Origin of the sequence: Pseudomonas sp. AM8, from assembly GCF_036346475.1 — a bacterium.
GTDB lineage: Bacteria > Pseudomonadota > Gammaproteobacteria > Pseudomonadales > Pseudomonadaceae > Aquipseudomonas > Aquipseudomonas marginalis.
In genome coordinates this window covers 116,083-141,628 of sequence record NZ_JAOTNX010000012.1, presented here as the reverse complement: position 1 = coordinate 141,628, position 25,546 = coordinate 116,083, and the positions used below count along the sequence as shown (strand labels likewise).

Annotated in this window: 22 protein-coding genes and 4 pseudogenes; 12 read left to right on the top strand and 14 right to left on the bottom strand. The window is 61.8% G+C overall.

The window, feature by feature from the left end; genetic code table 11:
- The first annotated feature begins 42 nt into the window (after window positions 1–42).
- Window positions 43–780, top strand: a complete 738-nt coding sequence (locus V3W40_RS25785; RefSeq protein WP_092484002.1) for a GntR family transcriptional regulator — start codon at window positions 43–45, stop codon at window positions 778–780.
- A 52-nt stretch (window positions 781–832) separates the two neighbouring features.
- Here V3W40_RS25785 and V3W40_RS25780 read toward each other — a convergent pair whose 3' ends face one another.
- Together V3W40_RS25780 and V3W40_RS25775 are read right to left on the bottom strand one after the other, a co-directional pair.
- A complete protein-coding gene (locus V3W40_RS25780) occupies window positions 833–2,641 on the bottom strand; it encodes an ABC transporter ATP-binding protein (protein WP_330215868.1) in 1,809 nt (602 codons plus the stop codon).
- 223 nt (window positions 2,642–2,864) lie between these two features.
- Window positions 2,865–3,758, bottom strand: a complete 894-nt coding sequence (locus tag V3W40_RS25775; protein WP_330215867.1) for a DMT family transporter — start codon at window positions 3,756–3,758, stop codon at window positions 2,865–2,867.
- Between V3W40_RS25775 and V3W40_RS25770 the strand changes: the two genes are divergently transcribed.
- Window positions 3,715–3,909: a hypothetical protein gene (locus tag V3W40_RS25770; protein ID WP_065927698.1), complete on the top strand. Its 195-nt coding sequence runs from the start codon at window positions 3,715–3,717 to the stop codon at window positions 3,907–3,909. The two genes, V3W40_RS25775 and V3W40_RS25770, sit on opposite strands and share 44 nt — an antisense overlap.
- 5 nt (window positions 3,910–3,914) lie before the next feature.
- Window positions 3,915–4,496 (top strand): helix-turn-helix domain-containing protein, encoded by a 582-nt coding sequence (locus tag V3W40_RS25765; protein WP_330215866.1) that lies wholly within the window; start codon window positions 3,915–3,917, stop codon window positions 4,494–4,496.
- Between the two features lie 537 nt (window positions 4,497–5,033).
- Here the strand turns inward: V3W40_RS25765 and V3W40_RS25760 are convergent.
- Window positions 5,034–5,969, bottom strand: a complete 936-nt coding sequence (locus V3W40_RS25760) for a helix-turn-helix domain-containing protein (RefSeq protein WP_065941368.1) — start codon at window positions 5,967–5,969, stop codon at window positions 5,034–5,036.
- Window positions 5,970–6,210: 241 nt separating this feature from the next.
- Here V3W40_RS25760 and oxdA point away from each other — a divergent pair, with 241 nt between their 5' ends.
- From oxdA to V3W40_RS25720, 9 genes and pseudogenes are all read left to right on the top strand, one after another.
- Window positions 6,211–7,269 carry an aliphatic aldoxime dehydratase gene (gene oxdA / locus V3W40_RS25755; RefSeq protein WP_330215865.1) on the top strand — a complete coding sequence of 353 codons (1,059 nt, stop codon included), beginning with the start codon at window positions 6,211–6,213 and terminating at the stop codon, window positions 7,267–7,269.
- Window positions 7,270–7,546: 277 nt separating this feature from the next.
- Window positions 7,547–9,061: an amidase gene (locus V3W40_RS25750; protein WP_065927702.1), complete on the top strand. Its 1,515-nt coding sequence runs from the start codon at window positions 7,547–7,549 to the stop codon at window positions 9,059–9,061.
- Window positions 9,062–9,145: 84 nt separating this feature from the next.
- Window positions 9,146–9,730 (top strand): nitrile hydratase subunit alpha, encoded by a 585-nt coding sequence (gene nthA, locus V3W40_RS25745; protein WP_330215864.1) that lies wholly within the window; start codon window positions 9,146–9,148, stop codon window positions 9,728–9,730.
- A 40-nt stretch (window positions 9,731–9,770) separates the two neighbouring features.
- A complete protein-coding gene (gene nthB / locus V3W40_RS25740; RefSeq protein ID WP_330215863.1) occupies window positions 9,771–10,433 on the top strand; it encodes a nitrile hydratase subunit beta in 663 nt (220 codons plus the stop codon).
- The gene (locus V3W40_RS25735; RefSeq protein WP_330215862.1) at window positions 10,430–11,689 is read left to right on the top strand and encodes a GTP-binding protein; all 1,260 of its coding nucleotides are present in this window, start codon (window positions 10,430–10,432) and stop codon (window positions 11,687–11,689) included. Before nthB ends, V3W40_RS25735 begins: the two co-directional genes overlap by 4 nt.
- 19 nt (window positions 11,690–11,708) lie before the next feature.
- Window positions 11,709–12,707 (top strand): annotated as a pseudogene (locus V3W40_RS25730) (PAS domain-containing protein); the annotation flags it as partial.
- A pseudogene (locus tag V3W40_RS34900) lies at window positions 12,708–12,977 on the top strand (methyl-accepting chemotaxis protein); the annotation flags it as partial. It lies immediately after the preceding pseudogene.
- A 95-nt stretch (window positions 12,978–13,072) separates the two neighbouring features.
- Window positions 13,073–14,713, top strand: a complete 1,641-nt coding sequence (locus tag V3W40_RS25725; RefSeq protein WP_330215860.1) for an AMP-binding protein — start codon at window positions 13,073–13,075, stop codon at window positions 14,711–14,713.
- A gap of 58 nt (window positions 14,714–14,771) precedes the next feature.
- On the top strand, window positions 14,772–15,335 hold the full coding sequence (locus V3W40_RS25720) for a TetR/AcrR family transcriptional regulator (protein ID WP_065927797.1): 564 nt from the start codon (window positions 14,772–14,774) through the stop codon (window positions 15,333–15,335).
- 86 nt (window positions 15,336–15,421) lie between these two features.
- Here the strand turns inward: V3W40_RS25720 and V3W40_RS25715 are convergent, their stop codons facing one another.
- From V3W40_RS25715 to V3W40_RS25665, 11 genes and pseudogenes are all read right to left on the bottom strand, one after another.
- Window positions 15,422–16,492: a protein-glutamate methylesterase/protein-glutamine glutaminase gene (locus V3W40_RS25715; RefSeq protein WP_065948701.1), complete on the bottom strand. Its 1,071-nt coding sequence runs from the start codon at window positions 16,490–16,492 to the stop codon at window positions 15,422–15,424.
- Window positions 16,493–16,524: 32 nt separating this feature from the next.
- The gene (locus V3W40_RS25710; RefSeq protein WP_330215859.1) at window positions 16,525–17,010 is read right to left on the bottom strand and encodes a chemotaxis protein CheD; all 486 of its coding nucleotides are present in this window, start codon (window positions 17,008–17,010) and stop codon (window positions 16,525–16,527) included.
- On the bottom strand, window positions 17,003–17,806 hold the full coding sequence (locus tag V3W40_RS25705) for a CheR family methyltransferase (RefSeq protein WP_027605691.1): 804 nt from the start codon (window positions 17,804–17,806) through the stop codon (window positions 17,003–17,005). The genes V3W40_RS25710 and V3W40_RS25705 overlap by 8 nt, the downstream gene beginning before the upstream one ends.
- Window positions 17,807–17,827: 21 nt before the next feature.
- On the bottom strand, window positions 17,828–18,352 hold the full coding sequence (locus V3W40_RS25700) for a chemotaxis protein CheW (protein WP_141606344.1): 525 nt from the start codon (window positions 18,350–18,352) through the stop codon (window positions 17,828–17,830).
- 116 nt (window positions 18,353–18,468) lie between these two features.
- On the bottom strand, window positions 18,469–18,981 hold the full coding sequence (locus V3W40_RS25695) for a chemotaxis protein CheW (protein WP_371856024.1): 513 nt from the start codon (window positions 18,979–18,981) through the stop codon (window positions 18,469–18,471).
- 123 nt (window positions 18,982–19,104) lie between these two features.
- Window positions 19,105–19,821 (bottom strand): annotated as a pseudogene (locus tag V3W40_RS25690) (methyl-accepting chemotaxis protein); the annotation flags it as partial.
- 63 nt (window positions 19,822–19,884) lie between these two features.
- Window positions 19,885–21,402: pseudogene (locus V3W40_RS25685) on the bottom strand (MCP four helix bundle domain-containing protein); the annotation flags it as partial.
- Window positions 21,403–21,425: 23 nt separating this feature from the next.
- On the bottom strand, window positions 21,426–23,558 hold the full coding sequence (locus V3W40_RS25680; RefSeq protein WP_330215858.1) for a chemotaxis protein CheA: 2,133 nt from the start codon (window positions 23,556–23,558) through the stop codon (window positions 21,426–21,428).
- 4 nt (window positions 23,559–23,562) lie between these two features.
- Window positions 23,563–23,880 (bottom strand): STAS domain-containing protein, encoded by a 318-nt coding sequence (locus V3W40_RS25675; RefSeq protein ID WP_065927713.1) that lies wholly within the window; start codon window positions 23,878–23,880, stop codon window positions 23,563–23,565.
- 33 nt (window positions 23,881–23,913) lie between these two features.
- Window positions 23,914–24,282: a response regulator gene (locus tag V3W40_RS25670; RefSeq protein WP_027605685.1), complete on the bottom strand. Its 369-nt coding sequence runs from the start codon at window positions 24,280–24,282 to the stop codon at window positions 23,914–23,916.
- A gap of 13 nt (window positions 24,283–24,295) precedes the next feature.
- Complete coding sequence (locus V3W40_RS25665; protein WP_256098235.1) at window positions 24,296–25,327, bottom strand: methyl-accepting chemotaxis protein; 1,032 nt, start codon at window positions 25,325–25,327, stop codon at window positions 24,296–24,298.
- Window positions 25,328–25,546 lie beyond the last annotated feature (219 nt).

The window sequence follows — 25,546 nt, the reverse complement described above, 5'->3', positions numbered from 1 at the left end:
TGAAGGCGCACCGCCCCACTCCGAGGCCCCTGGAAGCCGACCGTGTCCACGTCCATTCTGCGCGACAGCACCACCTCGCTCTACGAACAGATCGCCCATCGTTTGCTGGAAGAGATTCAGCGTGGCGATTTCGAACCCACCGGCAAATTGCCGTCAGAAGCCGAACTGGGCGAACGCTTTGGCGTGAGTCGCGTCACGGTGCGCCTGGCAGTGGGCAAGCTCAGCGACGACGGCGTGGTGGAGCGCAAGCAAGGCAAGGGCACGTTCGTCGCCGCGAAGCAGGTTCGGCATGGCCTGGATGCGTTGCGCAGTTTCCATGAAGCCTTGTTATTGCAAGGGCTCAAACCGAGCATGCAGGTGATCAGCCACACGCTGCAGCCCGTTCCGGAAGCCTTGATGGCGTTGTTTGAAGGCGCCCACGATTGCCTGCTGCTGGAGCGCCTGCATTTCGTGGATGACGAACCTATCGCCCTGGGCCGCAGCCATCTACCGGCCGAGTTGGCCGGCGTGGTCTGGACGGACGTCGAGCATCAACCGATCTACTCGATCCTGGAATCGATCACCGGCCAGGCCGTCACCCGTGCCGACCTGGCCATCCGTGCGCAAGCAGCCGATGCAAGCCTGGCCAGCGCCCTGCACGTCAAACGCGGTGCCGCGTTGCTGGTGATGGAACGCAGCTCTTACTTTGCCGACGGCCGTTGCTGCGACCGCACCACCTTCTTTATCCGGCCGGAACGCTATGCGTTTGTCCTCAGCGGCGTATTCAAATCTGCCAAATAGCGATCTGTACAGGTCATTTGGAGGGATCGGCAGATACGCGGCGCTGGGTTTCCTAGCGATAGCCCCGCGCCTGAACGTCGAACAGCTCGGCATAACGTCCACCCGCAGCCATCAGCTGGTTATGGCTGCCCTCCTCCAGAATCTGCCCGCGTTCCAACACAATAATGTGATCCGCACTGCGCACACTGGAAAACCGGTGGGAAATCAACAGGGTCATGCGACCCCTGGCATGCTCGCGGAAGTGCTCGAACACCGCCGCCTCAGCCCCGGCATCCAGCGCGGCAGTGGGTTCATCGAGGATCAGCAGATCGGCATCCTGACGCATGTATGCCCGCGACAAGGCCACTTTCTGCCACTGCCCCCCGGACAGTTCCTGGCCTCCGAACCAGCGTCCTAGCTGGGTTGAATAGGTATGGCTCAAGCGCTCGATAAATTCCGCCGCCACGCCTTGAGTGGCAGCGCTGCGCCAGCGGGCCTGGTCGTCCAGGGCCTCGACGTCCCCCACGCCGAGGTTTTCGCCGACGCTCATCTGGTAGCGGATGTAGTCCTGGAAAATAACGCCGATGCGCTGGCGCAGGGTGTGTTCGTCCCACTCCTGCAGGTCGCTGCCATCGAGCATGATGCGGCCTTCATCCGGGGTATACAGACGGGTCAGCAGTTTGATCAGGCTGGTCTTGCCGGAACCATTTTCCCCCACCAGGGCCAGGCTTTTCCCCGGTGCCAGGTGCAGGCTGATATTGCGCAGCGCGGCGGATCCGGCGCCTGGGTAGGTGAACCCCACCTGCTCGCAGCGCAGGCCATCGCCAGGGCGCGCGCCCTCGGTGAGCCGGCCGCGCGGGGTGATCACGGGGGTTTCAAGGTATTCATACAGGTCCGAGAGGAACAGGCTGTCGTCGTACAGCCCGGCAATGGCGCTGAGGCTGGCGGTGATTGCGGCCTGCCCCTGCTTGAACAGCACGATGTACATGGTCATCTGCCCCAGGCTTGTCTGGCCACGCACGGTGTCGAGTACCACCCAGGCGTAGGCCAGGTAAAACGCTGCGGTGCCCAGCAGGCCCAATGCGAAACCCCAGGCGTCGCGGCGCAGCGTCAATTGGCGGTCCTCGGTATACAAACGCTGGGCGTTGTCGCGATAGCGCTGGAGGAACAGCGGTGCCAGGCCAAACAGCTTGACCTCCTTGGCATGGGACTCGTGGGAGAGCAAGGATTCCAGGTAGTTCTGCCGGCGCGTCTCCGGTGCACGCCGGTGGAACAGACGGAACGCATTGCCGGAAAAATGCGTCTCGGCGAAGAACACCGGCAACGCACCGACCACCAGAATCAACAGGGCCCACGGCGAAAAGTGCACCAGCAGGACAGCAAAGCTGACCAGCGAAATGAGGTTCTGCACCAACCCCAGTCCTTTGGTCACCAGGCTCAGCGGGCGCGTCGAAGCCCCCTGGCGCACACGCACCAGCTTGTCGTAGAACTCGGCGTCTTCAAATTGCAGCAGCGAAAGGGTCTGGGCTTTCTCCAGGACCATCAGGTTGACCTTCACGCCCAGCTTCACCCGCAACAGCGACTGCTGCATCGACAGCGCCCGTTGCGCCGCCGCCAACAAAGCCAGCACACCGGCCTCGGCCAGCACGTAGCGCATCACCGGCCACACGGGGGCCTGGCTGCCGGCCGCATGAACCTGCATGGCGTGGACCACGCCATCAACGATGCGCTGCCCAATCCAGGCCGCCAGTGCGGGCAGCAGTCCGGCGACAATCGTCGCCAGCAACAGCCCCGTGAACAGTGGCCGCGAGGTTTCCCACACCAGTCCCAGTGCCCTGCGCGCCTGGGTCGAAAACGCGCTCAATCGATTGAACAGCACCATGAATGGCACGGACTCCTTGAGGGGGGCGAAATCAGGCCGGACGGCCGAGAGTCATGGATATGGGCAGGTCACTGCGCCACTCGCTCCCGGATCCAGGCGCGCCCCGGATTATGACAGGCCGTGACGCCAGAACAACGCGCATTCATCGATGTTCTTCCCAGGCGCGTCGTCGCCAGTGGTTGGCGTGACGTCTTTTGACTCGATGGCGGTTAGGCGCCCGACCTTAGGTCACGTCCTGACGCCCCGCGCGGCCCAGCGACCAGCCAAAATTCATGCCCGCCGCCGCCAGCAGGATCGCGCCTGCGCCCATCACCTGCAGAGCGCTGAGGGGATGGGCGAAGGCTACCCAGTCGACCAGGATGGCGACAATCGGATAGATGAACGACAGTGCCCCGACCAGTGCCGTGGGGATTTTCTGGATGGCGCTGTACAACAGGGTCGACATCAGCCCGGTATGGACCACGCCGATAATGATCAGGTAAGTCCAGGCGCCCTTGAGCGTTTCGCCCCCAGTGAAGTCCACGAACGGTGCCAGCACCAGCACGCCGACCACCATCTGGATCAGCACGATCAGGTGCGCGGTCAAATCCTTGAGACGCTTGGTGATCGCCGCCGCCACGGCATAGAAGAAGGCTGAAGCCAGGGCCAGGCAGACACCCAGCACGTAGTCGGCACCGGTGGCCTGCCCACGGCCCTTGGCGGACACGATCAGCATCAGCCCGGCGAAGGCCAACAGCAGCCAGCCGACCTTGGCGATGCTGAGGCGTTCGGCAAAAAACAGCACACCCAGGCCAACCAGCATGAACGGCTGAACGTGGTAGACCACCGTGGCAATGGCAATGGAGGAATGGGTGTAGGCACCGAACAGCAGCACCCAGTTGAGGACCAGCGCCACCCCGCCCAGGCACACCAGAAGAAATTGCCGGGCAGTAATCCGGGAGCGACGCAGCACCCCAAGCGCCAGGCACGCGACCAGCATCGCCAGGGCGCCGAACAGGCAACGCCAGAACACCACCGCCTCCGGCCTCTGCCCCGACATGACGACGAACCAGCCGACTGTGCCGGAGATGACCATGGCCGAGATCATTTCGAGCGTCCCACGGGTTTGCGACTTCATCACTCACGGCTTCCTTGCTATCGACATCGCCATGGCCCAAGCCACCGTTCGCGGGGAAATAGGCTGGCAAATACAACTTTATAATGAACGTATGGCCGATATACTGAACATGGTTCCCAAGAGCGTCAACCCATTTAAGGATGGTTTATAAAACAAATGACCCTTATAACGAACAACCTGCCGGAAAATAATCTGAGTCGAATCGATCTGCTGGCGCTGTCAATCAAGCGCGAGCGCCTGGCCGCCGGGCTTTCCTTGACCGAGCTGGCGAAGCGCGCCGGGGTAGCGAAGTCGACCTTGTCTCAATTGGAGTCGGGTATCGGTAACCCCAGCATCGAAACCTTGTGGTCGCTGGCGATGGCCATGGGCTTGCAAGTCACCCGGTTCTTCGAACAACCCCGGCAGGCCCTGCGGGTGATTCGCGCCAACGAGGGCATGACCGCCTATGCCGAGACGGCCCATTACGCAGCGACCCTGCTTGCCGATTGCCCGGCCGGCGTACAGCGCGACATCTACCGACTCAAGGTGCAGCCCGGCGAAGTTCGTTTGTCTCAGCCTCACCCGCAGGGCACCGTAGAGCATGTGGTGCTGTGCAGTGGCAGTGCACGTATCGGCCCGGCGAGTGGCCCGGTGTTGCTCAACGCCGGCGACTACATCAGCTACCTGGCGAATGTGCCGCATGTGTTCGAGGCACTTGAGGCGGACACCACGGCGGTGATGGTGATCGAGCATTCCTGAGGTGGGAGCACCCTGACGCCTGTCAAATCCGTAGCTGCCGAGCCCTGGCGAGGCGGCGTCGGCCGCGACTCGAGCTTGAATCGGCAGCGCGCCCGACGCAGCCTCGCTTGCGCTCGGCAGCTGCTACGGGGGGCCTTGATGGGGTTGGTATTCGTAGCAGCTGTCGAGCCCCGGCGAGGCTGCGTTGGCCGCGACTCGGGCTTGAATCGGCAGTGCGCCCAACGCAGCCTCGCTTGCGCTCGGCAGCTGCTACGGGGGGCCTTGATGGGGGTTGTATAAGACGGTATCTACGGGGGGTAAGTCCGTGAGGTGGATTGGTTTTCGTAGCAGCTGTCGAGCCCCGGCGAGGCTGCGTTGGCCGCGACTCGGGCTTGAATCGGCAGTGCGCCTGACGCAGCCTCGCTTGCGCTCGGCAGCTGCTACGGGGGGCAAGTCCGTGAGGTGGGCAGGGGGATCGCTAGCAACTTAACCCTTTTATCTCGTCAATTTTATCGAGCAGGACGCTAATAACCCCCGCCTTTTTTTTGGGGGGCCCCGTCAGTTGCGCGTCAAGAGCGTGTGCGGCGCAACCCCAAACGCCTTGCGAAAAGCATGACTGAAGTGGGAGAAATCGGAAAAACCGAAGTCCAGTGCGGCTTGGGAAACGCTGCGCACCTGGCCGCACTCGATAGCCGCGCGACTGGCATTCAGCCGTTCTTTCCAGATCTCCGCGACCGGGCTTTTCTGATGACGGGCGAATGCACGGGTCACCGTGCGGGTGGACACGTGGTGGGCTTGGGCGATCAGTTCGATCGACAGTTCTCGCTCGCTCAGGTGGTGCTGGATGTAGGTCATTATCCGCGCATACAGATCCAGCTCCTGGTGAGTGGTCTTCAGATCCTGGAGTTCCAGGCTGATCGCGAGCAGGTCGATTATCGTGTTGGAGTAACGATTGCAAATGCCTCCATCCTCCAGAAGCACGGGAGTGTTCGCCATCTGGCGCAGCATCTCGCGCAGCGGCACCACGCCGGGGCGGCGGTCATCCAGCACCATTGCGGTGCATTCCGCCACACGCGGCAACCGCTCAGTCAGCAACTGCCGAGGGATGCGCATCAAGTGGTTTTCGCTCCCCCCCAGGCTGAATCGGAACGGCCGGGTTGCGTCATAAAGGAACAAATTACCCGCACCCAGTGTGGCCTTGCGCCCCTCTTGCTCAAGTTCGCCATACCCATTGAGGGTGAAGCCCAGCCACAGGTCGTCTGCGGGGCCACTGCGTAAATGCCGCTCGGAACGGACCCAATGGTGCAGCGGGGACGACAGCCTGGAGACATCCAACGCCCCTACGCCGGAGACCTGGAGCGTTCCGTTGAAATCGCTCTGGGTCGAGGGTTTGCTGTCAGCCATAAGACAATGGCGACACACCACTTCTTTCCAGTAATCGAAGCGACGCGGTTGCGAAACGGCAAGGGTGGAATAGTGATTGTTCTGAGCCATGGCACTCACCTTAATGCAACGACTTGAAGCAGCGACACGCTGCCGGTCGATCTTGGAAAGCAAAATTCAGACCACGCCCAGCCCCCTTTATCGCGCCTGAGCCCTGGCATCGGGCATCTGTCTTTTCCAACCAAACGGTTGTCCTGGCGAACAAAGCGAGGCGGTTCGTACCTGCCTGACTATGACCTCACAGCCTGTCCAGCCCGCTACGCCTGAACCTGAAAAAAACAAGGAGCCGCCCATGGAATCTGCGATCGACAAACACCTTAGATGCCCACGGACGTTGTCCCGCCGGGTGCCCGAGGACTACCAGCCGCCCTTCCCTATGTGGGTCGGCCGCGCTGGCGAACAATTGAAGCAGGTAGCGATGGCTTACCTGGGCGTGCAGTTTCGCGGTGAGGCGCAGCGTGAGCGTGCCCTTAAGGCCATGCGCGACATCGTTGGCAGCTTCAGCCTGCCCGACGGCCCGCAGACCCACGACTTGACCCATCACACGGACAACAGTGGCTACGACAACCTGATGATCGTCGGCTACTGGAAGGACGCCGCAGCCTATTGCCGCTGGCTGCGATCACCGCCCGTCAATGACTGGTGGGCATCGCCGGATCGCCTGAACGACGGCCTGGGTTATTTTCGCGAAATCACCGCGCCGCGTGCCGAGCAGTTCGAAACCCTCTATGCGTTCCAGACGCAGTTGCCGGGGGTGGGCGCGATCATGGACACCACCAGCGGCGAGATCGAAGAGCACGGTTACTGGGGCTCGATGCGCGATCGTTTCCCGGCGTCCCAGACCGACTGGATGAGCCCCACGGGCGAACTGAAGGTGATGCAGGGAGACCCGGCCAAAGGTGGCCGTGTCATCGTCATGGGCCATGACAACATCGCGCTGATTCGCTCCGGCCAGGATTGGGCTGACGCCGAGGCTGACGAGCGTTCACTGTACCTCGACGAAATCTTGCCGACATTGCAGGACGGCATGGATTTCCTGCGCGATAACGGAGCCCCCCTGGGCTGCTACAGCAATCGATTCGTGCGCAATATCGACCTCGACGGCAACTTCCTCGACATGAGCTACAACATCGGCCACTGGCGCTCGGTCGAGAAACTGGAACGCTGGGCGGAATCCCATCCCACCCACCTGCGCATCTTTGTCACCTTCTTCCGCGTGGCGGCCGGCCTGGTGAAGTTGCGGCTGTACCACGAAGTGTCGGTCTCGGACGCCAGGAGCCAGCTGTTCGAGTACATCAACTGCCACCCGCAGACCGGCATGTTGCGTGATGCAGGTGTCGCGCAAAGCTGACACCCGGCACCGCCCCATTCGTCCCGATTATTTTTTGGCCCTCATCTCTAGCGCATGGGGTCGGGGCCACTTTTTGACAGGCATCTGACCATGAAGTGGCACCGGGCTGAGCTGTCCTGTTCAGCCAAGCGAGTGTCCTGTTCAACCAAGCCGCAGTGGCAAAAGAGGCCTAATTTGTTCTCCATTACGACCCGGAATGATCCGACCCCGAAAGTGCTGGAAGTGTTTGAACAGCCTCAAGTCTTCCCGCCGATCATCGATGAAATCAAGGAAAATCATGGCCATTATTCGACCCACGCTTGATCAACTGCAGGACCTCGCCACCCAGTTGCACATGCAGCTGACGCCGGAGCAGGCTGCGCAGTACCTGGACCTGATGCAACCGAGTTTCGACGCGTACGACCTGGTCGATGAGCTGCCTGATTTCGTTCCGCCCGTACGCTACGAACGCAGTTCGGGCTATCGACCCTCGGACAAGGAAAACCCGTTGAACGCCTGGTACTACCGGGCTGAAGTGAACGGGGCCCGGGAGGGCCTGCTGGCCGGCAAAACCGTCGCGCTGAAAGACAACATCGCCCTGGCAGGCGTGCCGCTCATGAACGGCGCCGCGCCGCTGGCCGGTTTCGTGCCTTCATTCGACGCCACCGTGGTCACGCGCCTGCTGGATGCCGGGGCGACGATCCTGGGCAAGGCCACCTGTGAACATTACTGTTTGTCCGGCGGCAGTCACACCTCTGACCCAGCCCCCGTGCACAACCCCCATCGTCACGGTTACGCCGCCGGTGGATCTTCCTCGGGCAGTGCAGCGTTGGTCGCGGCCGGAGAGGTGGACATGGCCGTTGGCGGTGATCAAGGCGGGTCCATCCGAATCCCGTCATCCTTCTGCGGCACCTACGGCATGAAGCCGACCCACGGCCTGGTGCCCTACTCCGGGGTCATGGCGATTGAAGCCACGATCGATCATGTCGGCCCCATTACCGCCAACGTGCGCGACAACGCGCTGATGCTGCAAGCCATGGCCGGCGCGGATGGGCTTGACCCGCGCCAGGCTGCGCCGCAAGTCGACGACTATCACAGCTACCTGTCGAGGGGCGTGCGCGGGCTCAAAATCGGTGTGTTGCAAGAGGGCTTCGCACTGGCCAACCAGGACCCTCGCGTCGCCGAGAAAGTGCGTGACGCCATCGCCCGTCTCGAGGCGTTGGGCGCACAGGTCGAGGCGGTGTCCGTTCCCGAGCACAACCTGGCGGGCTCGTTGTGGCACCCCATCGGCTGCGAAGGCTTGACCATGCAGATGATGCATGGCAACGGCGCGGGCTTTAACTGGAAAGGCCTCTACGATGTCGGCCTGCTGGACAAACAGGTCGGCTGGCGCGAGCAGGCCGACCAATTGTCCGCGTCGCTCAAGCTGTGCATGTTCGTCGGCCAATACGGGCTGAACCACTACAACGGACGTTATTACGCCAAGGCGCAAAACCTCGCGCGCTTCGCCCGGCAGGGCTATGACAAGGCGCTGCAGACCTACGACCTGCTGGTGATGCCGACTACGCCGATCATTGCCCAACCTCACCCACCGGCGGATTGCTCGATCACTGAGTACGTGGCGCGCGCGCTGGAAATGATCGGCAACACCGCGCCACAGGACATCACCGGGCATCCCGCCCTGTCGATTCCGTGCGGGCGGGTAGACGGCCTGCCCGTCGGGCTGATGCTCGTCGCCAGACACTATGCCGAAGGCACCCTTTACCAGGCTGCGGCGGCGTTTGAAGCATCCGTGGACTGGCGCACGCTCTGAGCCGTCTACGGGCGCCACCGGCGCCCGTAGAACAATAAGAAATCCAATGACTTTACCACCGTGTTGACTGATAGGAGTGACCCCATGAGTACAGCTACTTCAACGCCCGGCGAAAGAGCCTGGGCATTGTTTCAAGTCCTCAAGAGCAAGGAACTCATCCCGGAGGGCTATGTCGAGCAGCTCACGCAATTGATGGAGCACGGCTGGAGCCCCGAGAACGGCGCCCGTGTGGTGGCCAAGGCGTGGGTCGACCCACAGTTCCGGGCACTGTTGCTCAAGGACGGCACGGCGGCCTGTGCCCAGTTCGGCTACACCGGCCCCCAGGGCGAATACATCGTCGCCCTGGAGGACACGCCGACGCTGAAGAACGTGATTGTCTGCAGCCTGTGCTCCTGCACCAACTGGCCGGTCCTCGGCCTGCCACCGGAGTGGTACAAGGGTTTCGAGTTCCGCGCACGCCTGGTCCGGGAGGGGCGCACGGTACTGCGCGAGCTGGGGACGGAGTTGCCCCGGGACATGGTGGTCAAGGTCTGGGACACCAGCGCCGAAAGCCGCTACCTGGTCGTGCCGGTCAGGCCTGAAGGCTCAGCACACATGAGCGAAGAGCAGCTTCGAACGCTGGTGACCAAAGACGTGCTGATCGGCGTCGCCCTGCCCCGCGTGGGCTGAAAACAACACCTCATCATCGTTCACTCCCGGAGTTTTGATTATGGATGGCTTTCACGATCTCGGCGGTTTCCAAGGCTTTGGAAAAGTCCCCCACACCATCAACAGCCTGAGCTACAAACAGGTGTTCAAGCAGGACTGGGAGCATCTGGCCTACAGCTTGATGTTCATCGGTGCCGACCACTTGAAAAAGTTCAGCGTGGACGAAGTGCGTCACGCCGTCGAACGCCTGGATGTGCGCCAGCATGTCGGCACCCAGTACTACGAACGCTACGTCATCGCGACCGCCACCCTGCTGGTCGAAACCGGCGTGATCACCCAGGCGGAGCTTGATCAGGCCTTGGGCTCCCACTTCAAGCTGGCGAATCCCGCCCATGCCGAGGGCCGCCCGGCGATCACGGGGCGGCCGCCCTTCGAGGTGGGGGATCGGGTGGTGGTGCGAGACGAATATGTGGCTGGGCACATCCGCATGCCCGCCTACGTGCGCGGCAAGGAAGGCGTGGTCCTGCACCGCACGTCAGAGAAATGGCCGTTCCCCGACGCGATTGGGCATGGCGATGTAAGCGCCGCCCATCAACCCACCTACCACGTCGAGTTCGCCGTGAAAGACCTGTGGGGAGATGCGGCCGATGAAGGTTTTGTGGTGGTCGACCTGTTCGAAAGCTACCTGGACAAGGCCGCCGGCGCGCACGCGGTGAACCCATGACAGACGGCGCCCAGGCAAGCCGACTGCCGGTGACGGTCCTTTCGGGCTTCCTCGGCGCCGGCAAAACCACCCTGCTCAACCACATCCTGCGCAATCGCGAAGGCCTGCGCGTGGCCGTCATCGTCAATGACATGAGCGAAGTCAATATCGATGCCGAAGAAGTGCAGCGCGATGTCGCGCTGCACCGTGGTCGCGATGAGCTGATCGAGATGAGCAACGGTTGTATCTGCTGCACCCTGCGCGCCGATTTGCTGGAACAGATCAGTATGCTCGCACGCCAGCAGCGTTTCGATTACCTGCTGATTGAATCCACGGGGATCTCCGAGCCGATGCCGGTCGCGGAGACGTTCGCCTTCCTTGACGCTGATGGCTTCAGCCTCAGCGAACTGGCGCGCCTGGACACCTTGGTGACGGTGGTCGATGGCAGTCGTTTCCAGGAACTGCTCGAATCGCCGCACACCGTTGACCGCGACGACGCCACGCCAGACGCACCCAAGCGCCACCTGGCCGATCTGCTGATCGAACAGGTGGAGTACGCCAACGTCATTCTCGTCAACAAGCTGGACCTCATCGATGCTGCGCAATACCAGGCCGTGCAGGCGATCCTCACGGGGCTTAACCCGACGGCGCGGATCATGCCGATGGCCCACGGTAACATCCCATCAGCCAGCCTGCTCGGCACCCATCTGTTTGATTTACCCAGCCTTGCCGCGTCGCCGGGCTGGATGCGGAAAATGGAGGCAGCAGACGCGCCGGCCTCCGAGTCGGACACCTATGGCGTGACGTCCTGGGTGTACCGTGAGCGCGCGCCTTTCCACCCGCAACGGTTGCTCGACTTTCTCCAGCAGCCCTGGTGCAACGGGCGGTTGCTGCGCAGCAAAGGTTACTTCTGGCTCGCCAGCCGCCACCTGGAAACCGGCCTGCTGGTGCAAAGCGGCAAGCGGTTCCAGTGGGACTATGTCGGGCGCTGGTGGAACTTCATCGAGCCGTCGCAATGGCCCCGGGACGAATACCGGCTGCAGGGCATCAGGGCCAAATGGGACAGCGTGGTCGGCGACTGCCGGCAGGAGTTGGTGTTTATCGGCCAGGGACTCGACACCGACGCGTTACAGCGCGAGCTCGACCACTGCCTGCTGAGCGCGCCGGAAATCGCCGCCGGCCCACTGGCCTGGCAAGCGCTGCCGGGGGCGACAGCCTTTGACCAACAGGCCCTTGCCCGCATACCCACACAGCCCATGGCGATTGACCCCATTTGATCCGAGATAGAGGTGCCCCATGCTCTTTTTCAGCCGAACCAGCCGCTGGGTATTGGCTCCGCTTGCCGACAGACTGGATGAGCCTGACCAGGCGAGTACACCGCTGTCGTCGAGCAACCCGTTATTGCGTCGCATCCTGGCGGGCGTAGAGACATTGCTGCAAGAGCGGCGAGCCCTGAAAGCACAGACACACGCGCTGGCATTGGAAGCCACCCAACTGGCCGAGCACCTGGCCCGCCGCGACGCGCTTTTACAGGAGCAGGAGGCGCGCTGGGCACTTATCGCTCAAGGCGCAGGTGAGCTGTTTTGGGAACTGCAACCGGCAGGTGTTGCTGCACCCGCACCGGAGTGGGCCATGAGGTGGACAGGGTCCGCGTCGATCCCGACCCAAGGTATTGATCAACTTGGCCGCTGGAACGAGCACCTGCACGCGACGGACCGGCAACGCCTTCTCGACGCGCTGGCCCGGCACCTGAGTGATCGCAGCGGGCGAACGCCCTTTGCGCTGGACGTACGCATGGCCCTTGCATCAGACGGTGACTATCGTTGGCGCAGGATCAGCGGTGTGGCGCGCCGGGATGCGCAAGGCGTACCGGTCGCCATCGGCGGAAGCCTGCGTGACATTCATGAACAGCGCCTGCACGAAGAGTCACTCGAACTGGCGGCCACACGCTTCGAGATTTCCCGTGAAATGCTCCATGACGGGCTCTGGGACATAGAGGTGGTGGCGGGTGATCCGGCGAACCCGAACAACACCATCTGGTGGTCTTCGCAAATGCGGCGACTGCTGGGGTACACCACGGTTGAGGAATTTCCCAACACATTGGAAAGCTGGACCTCACGCTTGCATCCAGACGACAGCGCACGGGCAATCGCGGCGTTTGTCGCCCACGTCGAAGACCGCAGCGGAAAAACACCCTTTGATGTCGATTATCGGCTCAAGCACAGCAGTGGCAATTACCGCTGGTTTCGCGGCCGTGGGCAAACGCGACGCGCAGAGGACGGTTCCCCGCAAAGGGTGGTGGGCGCCATCACCGATATCCATGCCCACCATGAAGAAAACAGCATGCGTGAGGCTCAGGAACACCAGCACCGAGTAATGCAGGAGACCCTGCGCAAGCTGACGCACATTGTCGCCACCATCCAGGGCATCGCCAGCCAGACTAACCTGTTGGCCTTGAACGCCGCCATTGAAGCCGCCCGCGCTGGCGAAGCCGGACGCGGGTTCGCGGTGGTCGCCGATGAAGTTCGCAAGCTGGCGACCCGCACCAGCCAGGCGACCCAGCAAGCGGCCGACATGATGGACAGCTAGCGCCACGGGCCGAGTCGTGAGCAGCGCAACTATTGGCCGTACAAACCCAACAATAAGAACCAGGTGTCGTTATGCGTGATTATCAAGCTGTGGCCACATCCTTCAATTACCAACAGACCGCCGAACTGGCTTTGCAAGGCGACCTGACTGCCCTGAATGCCTGCGTCGAATGCTGCGACCGGCACGCCCACGACGACGCCGTGGCGTTGTATTGCGAAGCGCAGGATGGCAGCGCCGCCCAATACACATTCAGCCAATTGCAGGCCAGCGCCGCCCGCTTCGGCCATTTTTTGCGCGAGCAAGGGGTAAAACCGGGCGACCGCGTTGCCGGCCTGATGCCGCGCACGGTTGAACTGCTGATTGCCATCTTGGGGACCTGGCGGGTGGGCGCGGTCTATCAACCGCTCTTCACCGCATTCGGTCCCAAGGCGATCGAGCAACGATTGGGCTGCTCCAACGCGCGCTGGATCGTGACGGATGCGCAGAACCGTCCCAAGCTGGATGAGATCGGCAACTGCCCAAGCGTGATCGTAACCGGCGAGGGCCCGCAGAACCCCAGCGATTATCCGTTCTGGAGCATCCTGGACGGCCAAGACGTCGAGTGCGAACCGGTACTGCGGGACGCCAGCGCGCCATTCCTGCTGATGTGCACATCGGGTACCACGGGGCCGGCCAAGCCTCTGGAAGTGCCGTTGCGCGCCATTCTCGCCTTCAAGGGTTATATGCGCGACTCCATTGGCCTGCAGCAAGACGACCGGTTCTGGAACCTGGCCGATCCCGGCTGGGCCTATGGCCTGTATTACGCGGTGACCGGCCCGCTGGCCTGTGGTCATGCCACGCTGTTCTACAACGGCCCTTTCACGGTGGAAAGTACCTGCCGAGTCATTGCCAAGTACGCCATCAGCAATCTGGCCGGCTCCCCAACGGCCTATCGCCTGCTGATCGCCGAGGGGGCAGCGTTCGCCGACGCCGTGCGCGGTCGCCTGCGTGCCGTCAGCAGTGCCGGCGAGCCGCTCAACCCACACGTGATCCGCTGGTTTGCCGAGCAGCTCGGCGTGACCATTCACGATCATTACGGCCAGACGGAAATCGGCATGGTGTTGTGCAATCACCATGGTTTGCGTCACCCGGTCCGTGAGGGCTCGGCGGGTTATGCGGTGCCCGGCTACCGCATCGTCGTGCTGGACGAGGCGCATCGGGAATTGCCAGCGGGTCAACCGGGCGTCCTGGCGGTGGATCGCGAGCGCTCGCCCCTGTGCTGGTTCGATGGCTACCTGGGTATGCCCACCCGGGCCTTTGTGGGGCGCTATTACCTGAGCGGCGACAGTGTGGAGCTGAATGACGACGGCAGTATCAGCTTCGTCGGCCGCAATGATGATGTGATCACGACGTCCGGCTACCGCGTCGGGCCGTTCGACGTCGAGAGCGCGCTGATCGAACACCCCGCGGTGATCGAAGCGGCGGTGATCGGCAAACCTGACCCGCAACGCACCGAGCTGATCAAAGCCTTTGTCGTGCTCGACAGCCAGTACCAGCCCAGCGCCGAGCTGGCCGAAGTACTGCGCCTGCATGTACGGCAGCGCCTGGCTGCCCATGCCTATCCCCGGGAAGTGGAGTTCGTCGAGCAACTCCCCAAGACCCCCAGCGGCAAGTTGCAGCGCTTTATCCTGCGCAATCAGGAAATTGCCCGGCAGCAGGCGCCCGGGACATGAACGCGTGGCCGGTGTGCCGGAGCGCCAGGCGTGTGCGCAATCCGAGGCACGGCGTGTGCTGAACCGATCAGACTTCCAGCGCAAAGCCTCGGAGTTATTCAAGGAGCGCAGTTTCAACCAGGTCAGCATGCGTGAACTCGCCGCGCATGTCGGTATAAGCCCGGGGGCGATCTATCACCATGTGGAAAGCAAAGAGGCGCTGCTTTACGAACTGCTGATGGAGCTGTATCAAACCCTGTTGTCCCAGGTGCACGGCATCAAGAATCGCGGATTGGCACCCGATCAACGCCTGGCCCAACTGATCGACTGTCACCTTCAATTGCATGAACACATGACCGGTCACTTCAAGCTGGCGGTCATGGACGCCAATTGCCTGGGCGACTCGATGCAGGCAAGCGTCCAGCAACTGCGGCGTGCCTATGAGTCGGAAATAATGGATCTGATCGGCCAGGCAGGCCATCCACCGGGCGGGCCGTTGCGCGAGGGTGCGCTCACGGCCATTTTGCCCATGCTGAACAGTCTACCCACCTGGTTAAGCCCGATGCTCGATAACGCTCAACGTCGAACCATTACGAAGACCATTGCCTGTGCGGTGTTACAGGCTATTGATTCCCTGCCCTGAGCCCACCATGCCCCATACTGAAACGCCAGCCGGGCCCGGAACGGATTGCCGGAACGCCTCATCAATCAGCACAGAACCCCGAACCGTCAGCGGCGCTGATGCATGGAGTGCAGAATCGCCGCCGATATCTGCTCAAGGGGCAACTCACGCTCCACGGCCCCCAGTTTGAACGCCTCCTTGGGCATGCCATACACCACGCAGGACTCTTCGTCCTGGCCCAGGGTGCGGGCGCCGTTGTCGTGCATTTCCTTCAGGCCCCGGGCGCCGTCGTCGCCCATCCCCGTCATGATGATCCCCAGCGCGTTACTCCCGGCACTGCGGGCCACCGAACGAAACAGTACATCAACGGAAGGTCGATGCCGGCTGACCGGAGGTCCGTCGACAATTTCCACCTGGTATTGGGCACCGCTGCGCTTGAGCACCATGTGCCGACCACCAGGGGCAATCAGCGCACAACCGGGGATAACCCGATCACCATTCTTCGCCTCCCTGACCTCGATCTCGCACAATCGATTGAGGCGCTCGGCAAACGCGGCGGTGAAGTGTTCGGGCATGTGCTGCACGATGACGATGCCCGGGCAGACCCTGGGCAAGGCGGTCAATACCAATTCCAGGGCTTGGGTGCCGCCCGTGGACGTACCAATGGCGACAATGTTCTCGGTGGTGCGCGCCATTGCCTGGGCGCCCGCCGGCAATATGACGTCAGCCGTCAGCCTGGCGGGAGCGCGCTCGCTGGAAGGCACCATGCGTTTCATATTGGCCCGCGCGGCGGCCTTGACGGCCCCCGCCAATTCATCGGCACTGTCGGTCAGAAACTGGCGCAGGTTGAGTTGTGGCTTGGTCACAATGCTGACCGCGCCGGCCGCCAGCGCCTGCATGGTGGTGGCCGCACCCTTTTCGGTCAGCGTGGAGCAGATGACCACGGGCGTGGGATGTTCGGCCATCAACTTCTTGAGGAACGTGATGCCATCCATCCGTGGCATCTCCACGTCCAACACAATCACATCCGGCCATTGCTTGTTCATTTTGTCCATGGCGAACACCGGGTCTGCCGCCGCGCCGATAACCTCGATAGCGGGGTCTTGCCCCAGGGTCGCCGTCAGCACCTGACGCACCACGGCGGAATCATCAATGATCAGCACTTTGATAAGGCTCATGTCGCACGCTCTCCATGAGGGCTGCTGGGGGTTCACTTCAAGGCCAGGTAGTTGAGTTCGATTTCGCCGTTGGCCAGATCGAACACAATCGTCCGATAACCCACGCCTTCCACATGGAAGTGTTGACACCGCAACTGATGCAGGTCGAGCAGGCGCATGGCCTGTTCGACATTGCGCTGGCCGACGTAATCATTGTCCGAGCGCACAAGCCCGGGAAACATGTTCCCACCGCCGAATACGCTGATCCTGAACTCCGTCGGCAGGGCCTTGATCAACTGTATTCGAGCGAGCAACAGTTCAAAGGCTTCGTTGCCGTAGCGACCATCCAGGACGCCCTGTTTGGTCACGGCGCGCTGTGGCAGCAGGTAGTGACACATGCCCCCCAGCAAGCGCCGGGGATGCCAGAACACCAATGCAACACACGATCCCAGCACCGTACGCAGGCGAATCGCACCCGAGCCGAAAAACCACTCGCCGGGATTCAGGAACACCTCGTTGGGCGGTCGACTGTCAGGCATGCGGCCTCCGGTAGATGGAAGGCTTGACCAGTCGCAGCTGATCGGTGATGCCGTTGAGGCTCTCCGAATGGCTGACCAGAAAGTACCCGCCCGGCTTGAGGTGACTGACCAGGCGCTTGACCACCTGCACTTTGGTGTCGTTGTCAAAATAGATCATCACATTGCGCAGGAAGATCACATCGAACATCCCCAGTTTCGGCAGCGGGTTATTCAGATTGATCGACTGGAAATCGATCTTCGCCGCCAGCGCCGGGTCGACCATGAAACAACCGTGGTTGGCGCCCACGCCCTTGAGGCAATACTTGTTCAACAGCGCCTCGGGGATGCCGCGTATGCCGTCGAGGGGATAACGCCCAAGGCGGGCTTTTTCCAATACCCGGCTGCTGATGTCCGACGCGACAATCTCCCAGGGCCGGCCGGCGAGGTTGTCTGCCAGCACCATTGCCAAGGTATAGGGTTCTTCGCCGGTCGAGCAGGCGCCACTCCATATGCGCAACGGCCCGCTGCCCCGCAGCTCGGGCAACGCTACATCGCGCAGGAAATCAAAATGCTTGGGCTCACGGAAAAAGTAGGTCTCGTTGGTAGTAAGCATGTCCACCGCTACCTGCAACTCCACGCTGTCCTTCATCAGCACCTTGTAGTAAGCGCCGTAGGTATTGAGCTTGAACACCTGCAGTCGCTTGGCCAGGCGAGCGCTCACCAACTGTTTCTTGGCATCGGACAGGCTGATGCCGGCGATTTGATAAATGAGGTCACGAAACTGCACGAACTCGGCGTCAGAGAGGATCACGTTCATCAGGACATTCCCCCAGCCTGTTCAGGCGATCGAAGGTAGCGAAGACTCAAGGTTGGCCAGCGCATCGACCTGTTCCAGGGACAACACGCGACCGATGTCCAGCAACAGCACGAAACCGCTCTCCAGTTTGCCGATGCCCAGTAAAAAGTCGGCCCTGACATCGGTGCCGAAATTCACCGACGGCTCGATGTCCTGGTCGGCGATTTCCAGGACCTCGCTGACCGCATCGACAATGATGCCCACCGGCTTGCGCTGGGCATTGGCCTGTACCTCAAGGATCACAAAGCAGGTCCTTGGGGTCTGCACCGTGCGTTCGCCGCGAAAGCGCACCCCCAGGTCGAGCACGGGCACCGCCGCGCCGCGCAGGTTAATCACCCCGCGTATGCTGGGAGGCAGCAACGGCACGCTGGTGATCGGCCCGTATTCGATGATTTCCCGGACGTTGAGCGTGCCCACGGCGAACATCTCCTCCCCCAGCACAAAGGTGAGGTACTGGCTCGGGCTCGAGACGCTGGCATTGCCTGGACTGTCGATGGGTGGGGCCATGATTCACCTCGGGTCAAATACGTTTTCGTCTTCATCAGGGGCGCTCCGCACCCCGGCGCGGGACAAGCCCGCTCACCACAACAGCTCTATCCGCCGGGGGTTCAGCGTTGAGATACCTAGACAGAGATCAGGCCGGCTATCTCATCGACACACAGCACATGCTCGATCTGCAGGAGCGTGACGAACTCGCCTCGCACCTTGGTCATCCCCCCGATGAAGTCGGTGCGAATGTGATTGCCGAACGCCGGAGCGGGCTTGATATCGATCTCGAGTATCTCGATCACTTCGCTGACCGAGTCCACCACCACCCCCAGGACCTGGGATTCGCCCTCCTTCGCCGCCTCAAGGATGACGATGCAGGTGCGACTGCCCAGTACCGTCGTGCCCTTGCCGAAACGCGCCTTGAGGTCCACGACCGGCACCACCGAGCCGCGCAGGTTGATAACCCCCCGCAGGAATTCCGGCATCATCGGTACGCTGGTCACCTGGTTGTATTCGATGATTTCACGAACGCTCAGGGTATTGACCGCGTACATCTCCTCGGCCGCCAGGAAGGTCAGGTACTGCAAGGGTTCATCCACTGGCGACGCAGCTTCGACAGCGCCCTGCATGCCCGCTGAGGTGCCCATGGGTCAACTCCCGAAGCGGACGAAACCGCCGTCCGAGGAGCGACTGTCCAGGTCCTGGGTGGACATGGCTCGGCTGATCTGGGGCATCGAGACATTGCGCCCGGCACGTTTGCTTTGCACGGTGAAAAACCCCATGAGTTCCTGCAACTGCTCGGCCTGGCCACTCATTTCCTCGGCCGTCGCCGCCAGTTCCTCGGAGGCCGACGCGTTTTGCTGGGTCAGTTGGCTCATCTGCGACATCGCGCTGTTGATTTGTTCGGAACCGATGGATTGTTCTTCCGAGGCAGCCGCAATTTCCTGCACCAGGTCGGAGGTCTTGGCAATCGACGGCACAATCTCGTCCAGCAGGTTGCCCGCCCGTTCGGCCAGGGCCACGCTGTTCTTGGCCACTTCACTGATTTCCTGTGCGGCAATCTGGCTGCGTTCCGCCAGTTTGCGCACTTCGGCCGCGACCACCGCAAAGCCTTTGCCGTGCTCGCCGGCCCGTGCCGCTTCGATCGCCGCGTTGAGCGCCAGCAAGTTGGTCTGGTAGGCAATGGAATCGACGATGCCGATTTTTTCGGCGATGGTTTTCATCGCCGCCACGGTGTCCTTCACGGCTCGACCGCCTTCCGACGCTTCCTTGTTGGCTTTGCCCGCCATGCCGTCGGTGACCTTGGCATTTTCGGTGTTCTGGGAAATGGACGCCGACATTTGCTCCATCGACGCCGAGGTCTGTTCGACCGATGCCGCTTGCTCGGAAGCCGACTGGGCCATGCTTTGGGCGGTGGCGGAGATCTCTTCCGAAGCGCTCGACAGCGAGTCCGCCGAGCCGCGCACTTCGCCGATGATTTCCGAGAGTTTTTCCACGGTGCCATTGACCGAGTGCTTCAGCTCCAGGAACTTGCCCTGGTAGTCGCCGGTAATGCTGCGGGTCAGGTCGCCGGCGGCCATCGCCGACAGCACCTCCATGGCCTCGGTGATCGGTACGATGATCGCGTCCAGAGAACCGTTGATACCGAGGATGATGCGGCGGAAATCGCCCTGGTGCCGGGCGGCGTCAGGGCGGGTGTCCAGCTTGCCGATCAGCGCACTGTCGCTGATCTCGCTGGTATCTTCCACAAGGGCCAGGATATTGGCGCGCAGTTGCTCGACGTTTTCATTGATGAAGGCTTTCTTGCCGGGGAAACGCTCCAGAGGCGCGGACAAATCCCCTTCGCCGAACGCGCGAATACAGGCCATGGCCTTTTTCTTCACGTTGATATGGCCGTTGACCATGTCATTGATGCCCTGGCCGATATCCCGGTACGAGCCCGAGAAGCCCTCGACATCGATCATCACGTCAATGTCACCTTTTTCATGCTCGCTGGACATGTGCTGCATTTGATTGATCAGCGCCAGGATGTTGGTGCGCAACAGCTCAATGTTGTCGTTGATAAAGGCTTTTTTGCCGGGGAATTGTTCCAGGGGCGCAGACAGATCACCGTTACCGAAGGCGCGTATGCAGGCCATGGCTTTTTTCTTCACTGCGATGTGGCCGTTGACCATATCGTTGATGCCCTGGGCCATGGAGCGGTAACTGCCATGAAAACGGCCGGCATCGATCTGTGCATCGATCTCGCCCTTGTCGTGTTCACTGGACATACGGTCCATCTCCACGATCAATTCATGCAGGTTCGCGCCCAACTGCTGCATGCTCGCCATCAGGCTGGTGGTGTCTCCCGCCTTGAGCGTTGCCTTGGCATTCAACTCGCCGGCCGATAGACGTGCCGCATAGGCTTGCACCACGGTAGGTTCCGCCCCGAGCCGGCGCATCAGATTGCGCCCCAGCAAGACACCGATCAGCAGGGTAGCCACCAGGGTCAGGCCGCTCACCAGCAGGATGAGGGTGCGTGCGTTCTTCTCGGTGGTGGTGGCAAGCACCTGGCCCTTGCGCCCCAGTTCCAGGTTGTATTCACGCAGCTCGCCGATCGCCGTGAGCACGGCGGTCTGCAGGGGCTGGCTCGTCTCGATCAATGCACGGGCCGAGGCCTGGTCACCGTCATCGATGAGCTTGTCGAAGTGCGTCTGCAACGCCGCAAACTCAGCCAAGTGGCCGCGCAGTTGTTTCAACAACGCCGTATCGTGCTCGTCGGAGGTCAACTCGGCCTGATAGCGATCCAGGGCTTTGCCTACGGCACTGAAATCCTGCGCCACGCTGGCCGCGTAAGCCGGCACGCTGGTTTTGTCGGTCTCGTTCAAGCGTTGCCATTGCAAGGCGTGCAGGTCGGTGAAGGCCGCGGCGGCGCGGTCGATCTCCAGCAGGCTGGGCACCGTGTTGACGTTGGCATAGCTGGCGCTCGTATTGATTTCACCGGCCAGGTACAGGCTGGTGCCACCCAACACGCAGACACCCAGCATGGCTGTGAAAACCAGCAACATGATATTTCTAATAACAGTCATGGCGAGGCACTCCTGATGACGCTTCAATGAGTCGATAAAGGGCTTGGGATCGAACGATGTGGGGTTTCCTTGGCAACCTGTCCTAGCAAATTCGGGATATCCAGGATCAGCGCAACGGCTCCACTTCCGAGGATGGTGAACCCGCCCAGCCCATGGGCATCACCAAACACTTTGCCCAGTGGCTTGATCACGGTTTGGAACTCCCCCTGCAGGCGATCGACCACCAGGCCGGCACGCAAGCCTGCGTATTGCACGACGACCACGTTTTCCCGGTTGCCTCCAGGCTCTTGCACATCAAACATGTCGCGTAGCCGCAGGATTGGCAGCACCTCGCCCCGCAGGTCCAGGTAGCCGGTTTCGGTGCCCCGCTGAGGGGCCAGCTCGATACACTCCTCCACCATGTTCAGCGGAATCACGTAAGAAGCCTTGCCCACCCCGATCAGGAAACCGTCAATGATCGCCAGCGTCAGCGGCAGGCGGATGCGCACCGTGGTGCCCTGCCCGACTTCGCTCTCGAGGCTGACGCTGCCGCGTAACGCCGTGATATTGCGCTTCACGACGTCCATGCCTACGCCACGCCCGGACAGGTTGCTGACCTGGTCGGCCGTGGAGAATCCCGGCTCGAAGATCAAATTCAGAATGTCTTTGTCCGACGGCTGCTGGCCCTCTCCCACCAAACCACGCTCACGGGCCTTGGCCAGGATCTTGTCCTTGGCCAGGCCACCGCCGTCGTCGGACACCTCGATCACGATGCTGCCGGATTCGTGATAGGCATTCAGGCGTACCGTGCCCTGGGCCGGCTTGCCCCGCTGGAGGCGCGTCGACGCAGGCTCGATGCCGTGGTCCATGGCATTGCGCACCAAATGGGTCAGCGGGTCGCCAATGCGTTCGACGACGGTCTTGTCCAGCTCGGTCTCACCGCCGCCGATGTGCAGCACGATGTTCTTGCCCAACTCTTTTGAGACGTCCCGCACCACCCGCTGAAACCGCGTGAAGGTTGCGCCGATCTGCACCATGCGCAGGGTCAGCGCCGAGTCGCGTACTTCCTCGACCAGCCGCGATAACAGGCTGGTGGATTCGATCATCTCGCCAATCCCACTGCGTACCGCCACCAGGTTGGCGCCGGCACCGGCAATGATCAGCTCGCCGACCAGGTTGATCAGTTGGTCCAGCTTGGCGGCATCGACCCGAATCAGGTTGCCTTCGTTACTCGCCGCGCTTTTGCCGGCCTTGACCGGCGGCGTTGTCGAATCCTGGACATCAGGCTCGCTGCGCGTTTCGACCGGTGCCTGCTCGGCGTCCTGGGTCACGAGCAAGGCCTGGGCCTCGGTCAGTGTGCCGCAACGCACCAGCAGCTCGATCAGCGCGGCGTTGTCTTCCGGCAACTCGTCGAGATGGGTCCGACACGCCTGCACCGTGGCATTCGGCGCAAGGATGCGAACCAGCGCGTCCTCGCGGACAAAATCAAAGGCGCCGTCGATGACCTCCAGGGACGCGTCGCTGGCCAGTGCGAGTTCAAACCCGAGGTAGTTGGTTTCCGGGTCCATGGCGGTCATGGGCGGCAACCCATCGAACAAGGTAACGGTGTGCAGCAAACGCCCCAGCGTGCTCAGATAACGCAGGAACGCCAAGGGGTCCATGCCATTGCGCAACACATCCGGGCCAAAGCGCAGCGACAAATGCCAATGGCCGGGACTGGCGCCTGGCTCATCCGCCGGCGCCGGCGCTTGAAGGGCCGGCGCCGGGGTCGAGACCGCCGCGTCCAGATACAGCGACAGCCGCTCAATGATAGATTGGCCCTGAGCCCGCACCGGTTCGTCCAGGCGATCCAGGTTGCCGTCCTCGGCCAGCAGGTCGATCAATTGGCCGATATGGTCACGGGCGTCGAGGAACAACGCACTCAACGCCTCGTCGACGCGCACTTCCAGGCTGCGCACCCGGTCCAGCACGCTTTCGGCGACATGGGTGAACTCAACGATTGGCATCAAGCCAAACAGGCCGGCCGAACCTTTAATGGTGTGGGCCACACGGAACAGGCCGTTGATGGTGTCCAGGTCCTGGGGCGACTTCTCGATCTGCAGCAGCGCATCTTCCATTTGCAACAGAAGCTCGCGACTTTCGGCAATGAACGTCTGCAGCACGTCATCCATGTTCATACGCTTACGCTCCGACCGACTGGGTGAAACTCGCATTGGTGAAGTAGTCGTCAAGGCCGCTGAGGCGAAAGGCTTCGCTCACCGTCGAACTGGGGTTGCTCAGCAACAGCTGGGTGCCCTCCTTGAGAGACTCGCGCTTGATGAGGATCAACAGCTGCAAACCGGCACTGTCGAGTTCATCGACACTGGACAGGTCCAACTCGACTTCATGGGCCAGGGGAAACAACGACAACAGCACGTCCTTTTGCTCGGCAGCCGTGTAGATCGTCAAGGGGCCCTCCATGACCTGGATTCGACGTAGCATCGGGACGGAGCTTTTCATGCAAACCTCCTGGCCAGCGGTCGCTGGTCATCGCTATGGCAGGATCAACTTGGAGACGGCAGTCAGCATTTGCGCAGGCTGGAAGGGCTTGACCATCCAGGCCTTGGCACCGGAAGCCTGGCCTTGCTGCTTCATCGCATCGCTGGCTTCGGTGGTCAGCATGATGACCGGCGTAAACTTGTAGGCCGGCAACAGCTTGGCGGCCTTGACGAAACTGAGGCCATCCATGTTGGGCATGTTCACGTCGCTGACAATCAGGTGGATTTTGCGGCCGTCCAGTTTGCTCAGGGCGTCTTTGCCATCACAGCCTTCGATCACGTCGTAACCGGCGCCTTTGAGGGTGATGCTCACCACCTGGCGGATGGAGGCCGAGTCGTCGACGATCAGAATGGTTTTGCTCATCGGAAAAACTCCTCTAGAAAAACGTGATTTCGTTGGCAGCGGCCTGGGCAGGCGCTTTACCGCCATGAATGGCGTGCTGCTCCGGCATGGTGTAGGCCGTTGACAGCTCCTGCAGCCAACGGTCACTGCTCATTGGCGCCAGGGACTGTCCGCTGAGGCTCGACTCATGACGTTCGTCCAACTGCTGCTGCAACTTGTCGAGGTCGCGGGTAATCAAGGTCAACATCTGGCTGACGCGGTCCTGGAACTGCAGGGCAACCAGCACCTGGGCAATCTCGTCGGCGACGTTGGCGCTCTGCTGCTGCAGGTCATGGCTGTTGCGCACAATGGTCTGGGCGGTTGCGCGAAAATGTTCGATAACCTCCGACACCACGCGCTCCGAATCGGCGAGGGTCAGGGTGTCTTGTTCGGCGTGGTGGCGGGACATCTGCACCGTACGGGCGATGGCGGCGTTGACGGTGATCACGGTTTCGCTGATCTTGCGCCCGGTCTCGCCGGACATGCTCGACAACTTGCGCACTTCATCGGCGACCACCGCAAACCCTCGCCCCGCCTCCCCGGCTCGCGCAGCTTCGATAGCCGCGTTGAGGGCAAGCAGGTTGGTTTGACTGGCGATGTCGCCGACAAACTTGGCCATCTGCTGAAGCTGCTCGGTGAAGCCCGAGAGTTGCATGACTTCCTTGAGCTCATTCTCCTTATTGGTGAGCGCGGCGCGCAGCGCCACGACGATGGAGTTGAGGTCGGCCTGGCCCACCTCCAGCAAGTCGACCAATTGTTGCGAAGCGTCCTGGCCGCCATTGCTGGAGACGCTGTGGCTGATGTTGGATGACAGCGCGCCAAAACGCTCGCTGAGGCTGAGAATCGAGGTTTCACTGATCGAACGCGCCGCTTCTATCTGCCGCGACCAGATCGGCAGCACGCTGACGCACACCTGTGCCAGGCCGTTATCGACGGCCAGCGTCGGAGCAATGGATGCCGGTTGATCGAGCTGCTGTTGCAGGCCACGCCATTGCGCCCGGCACCTGCTGTTTGCCCACAGGCCCATGCCGATACACAACGTAAACAAGGCGCCACCAGCGGCCAGCGACACCATGCTGAAGCGCTCGCTCCAGGCAATCGCAAGCCCGCCCAGCAGACCCGCGAACGCAACCGGAAACAGGGTCAAAGCAGCGGAAGGGGGTGGTGTCGGTGCGCTCACGGTTTGTCTCCCTGTCAAGGCATGTCGTCACGACCTGACCGGTCATTCGACTGCTTGAAAGAGATA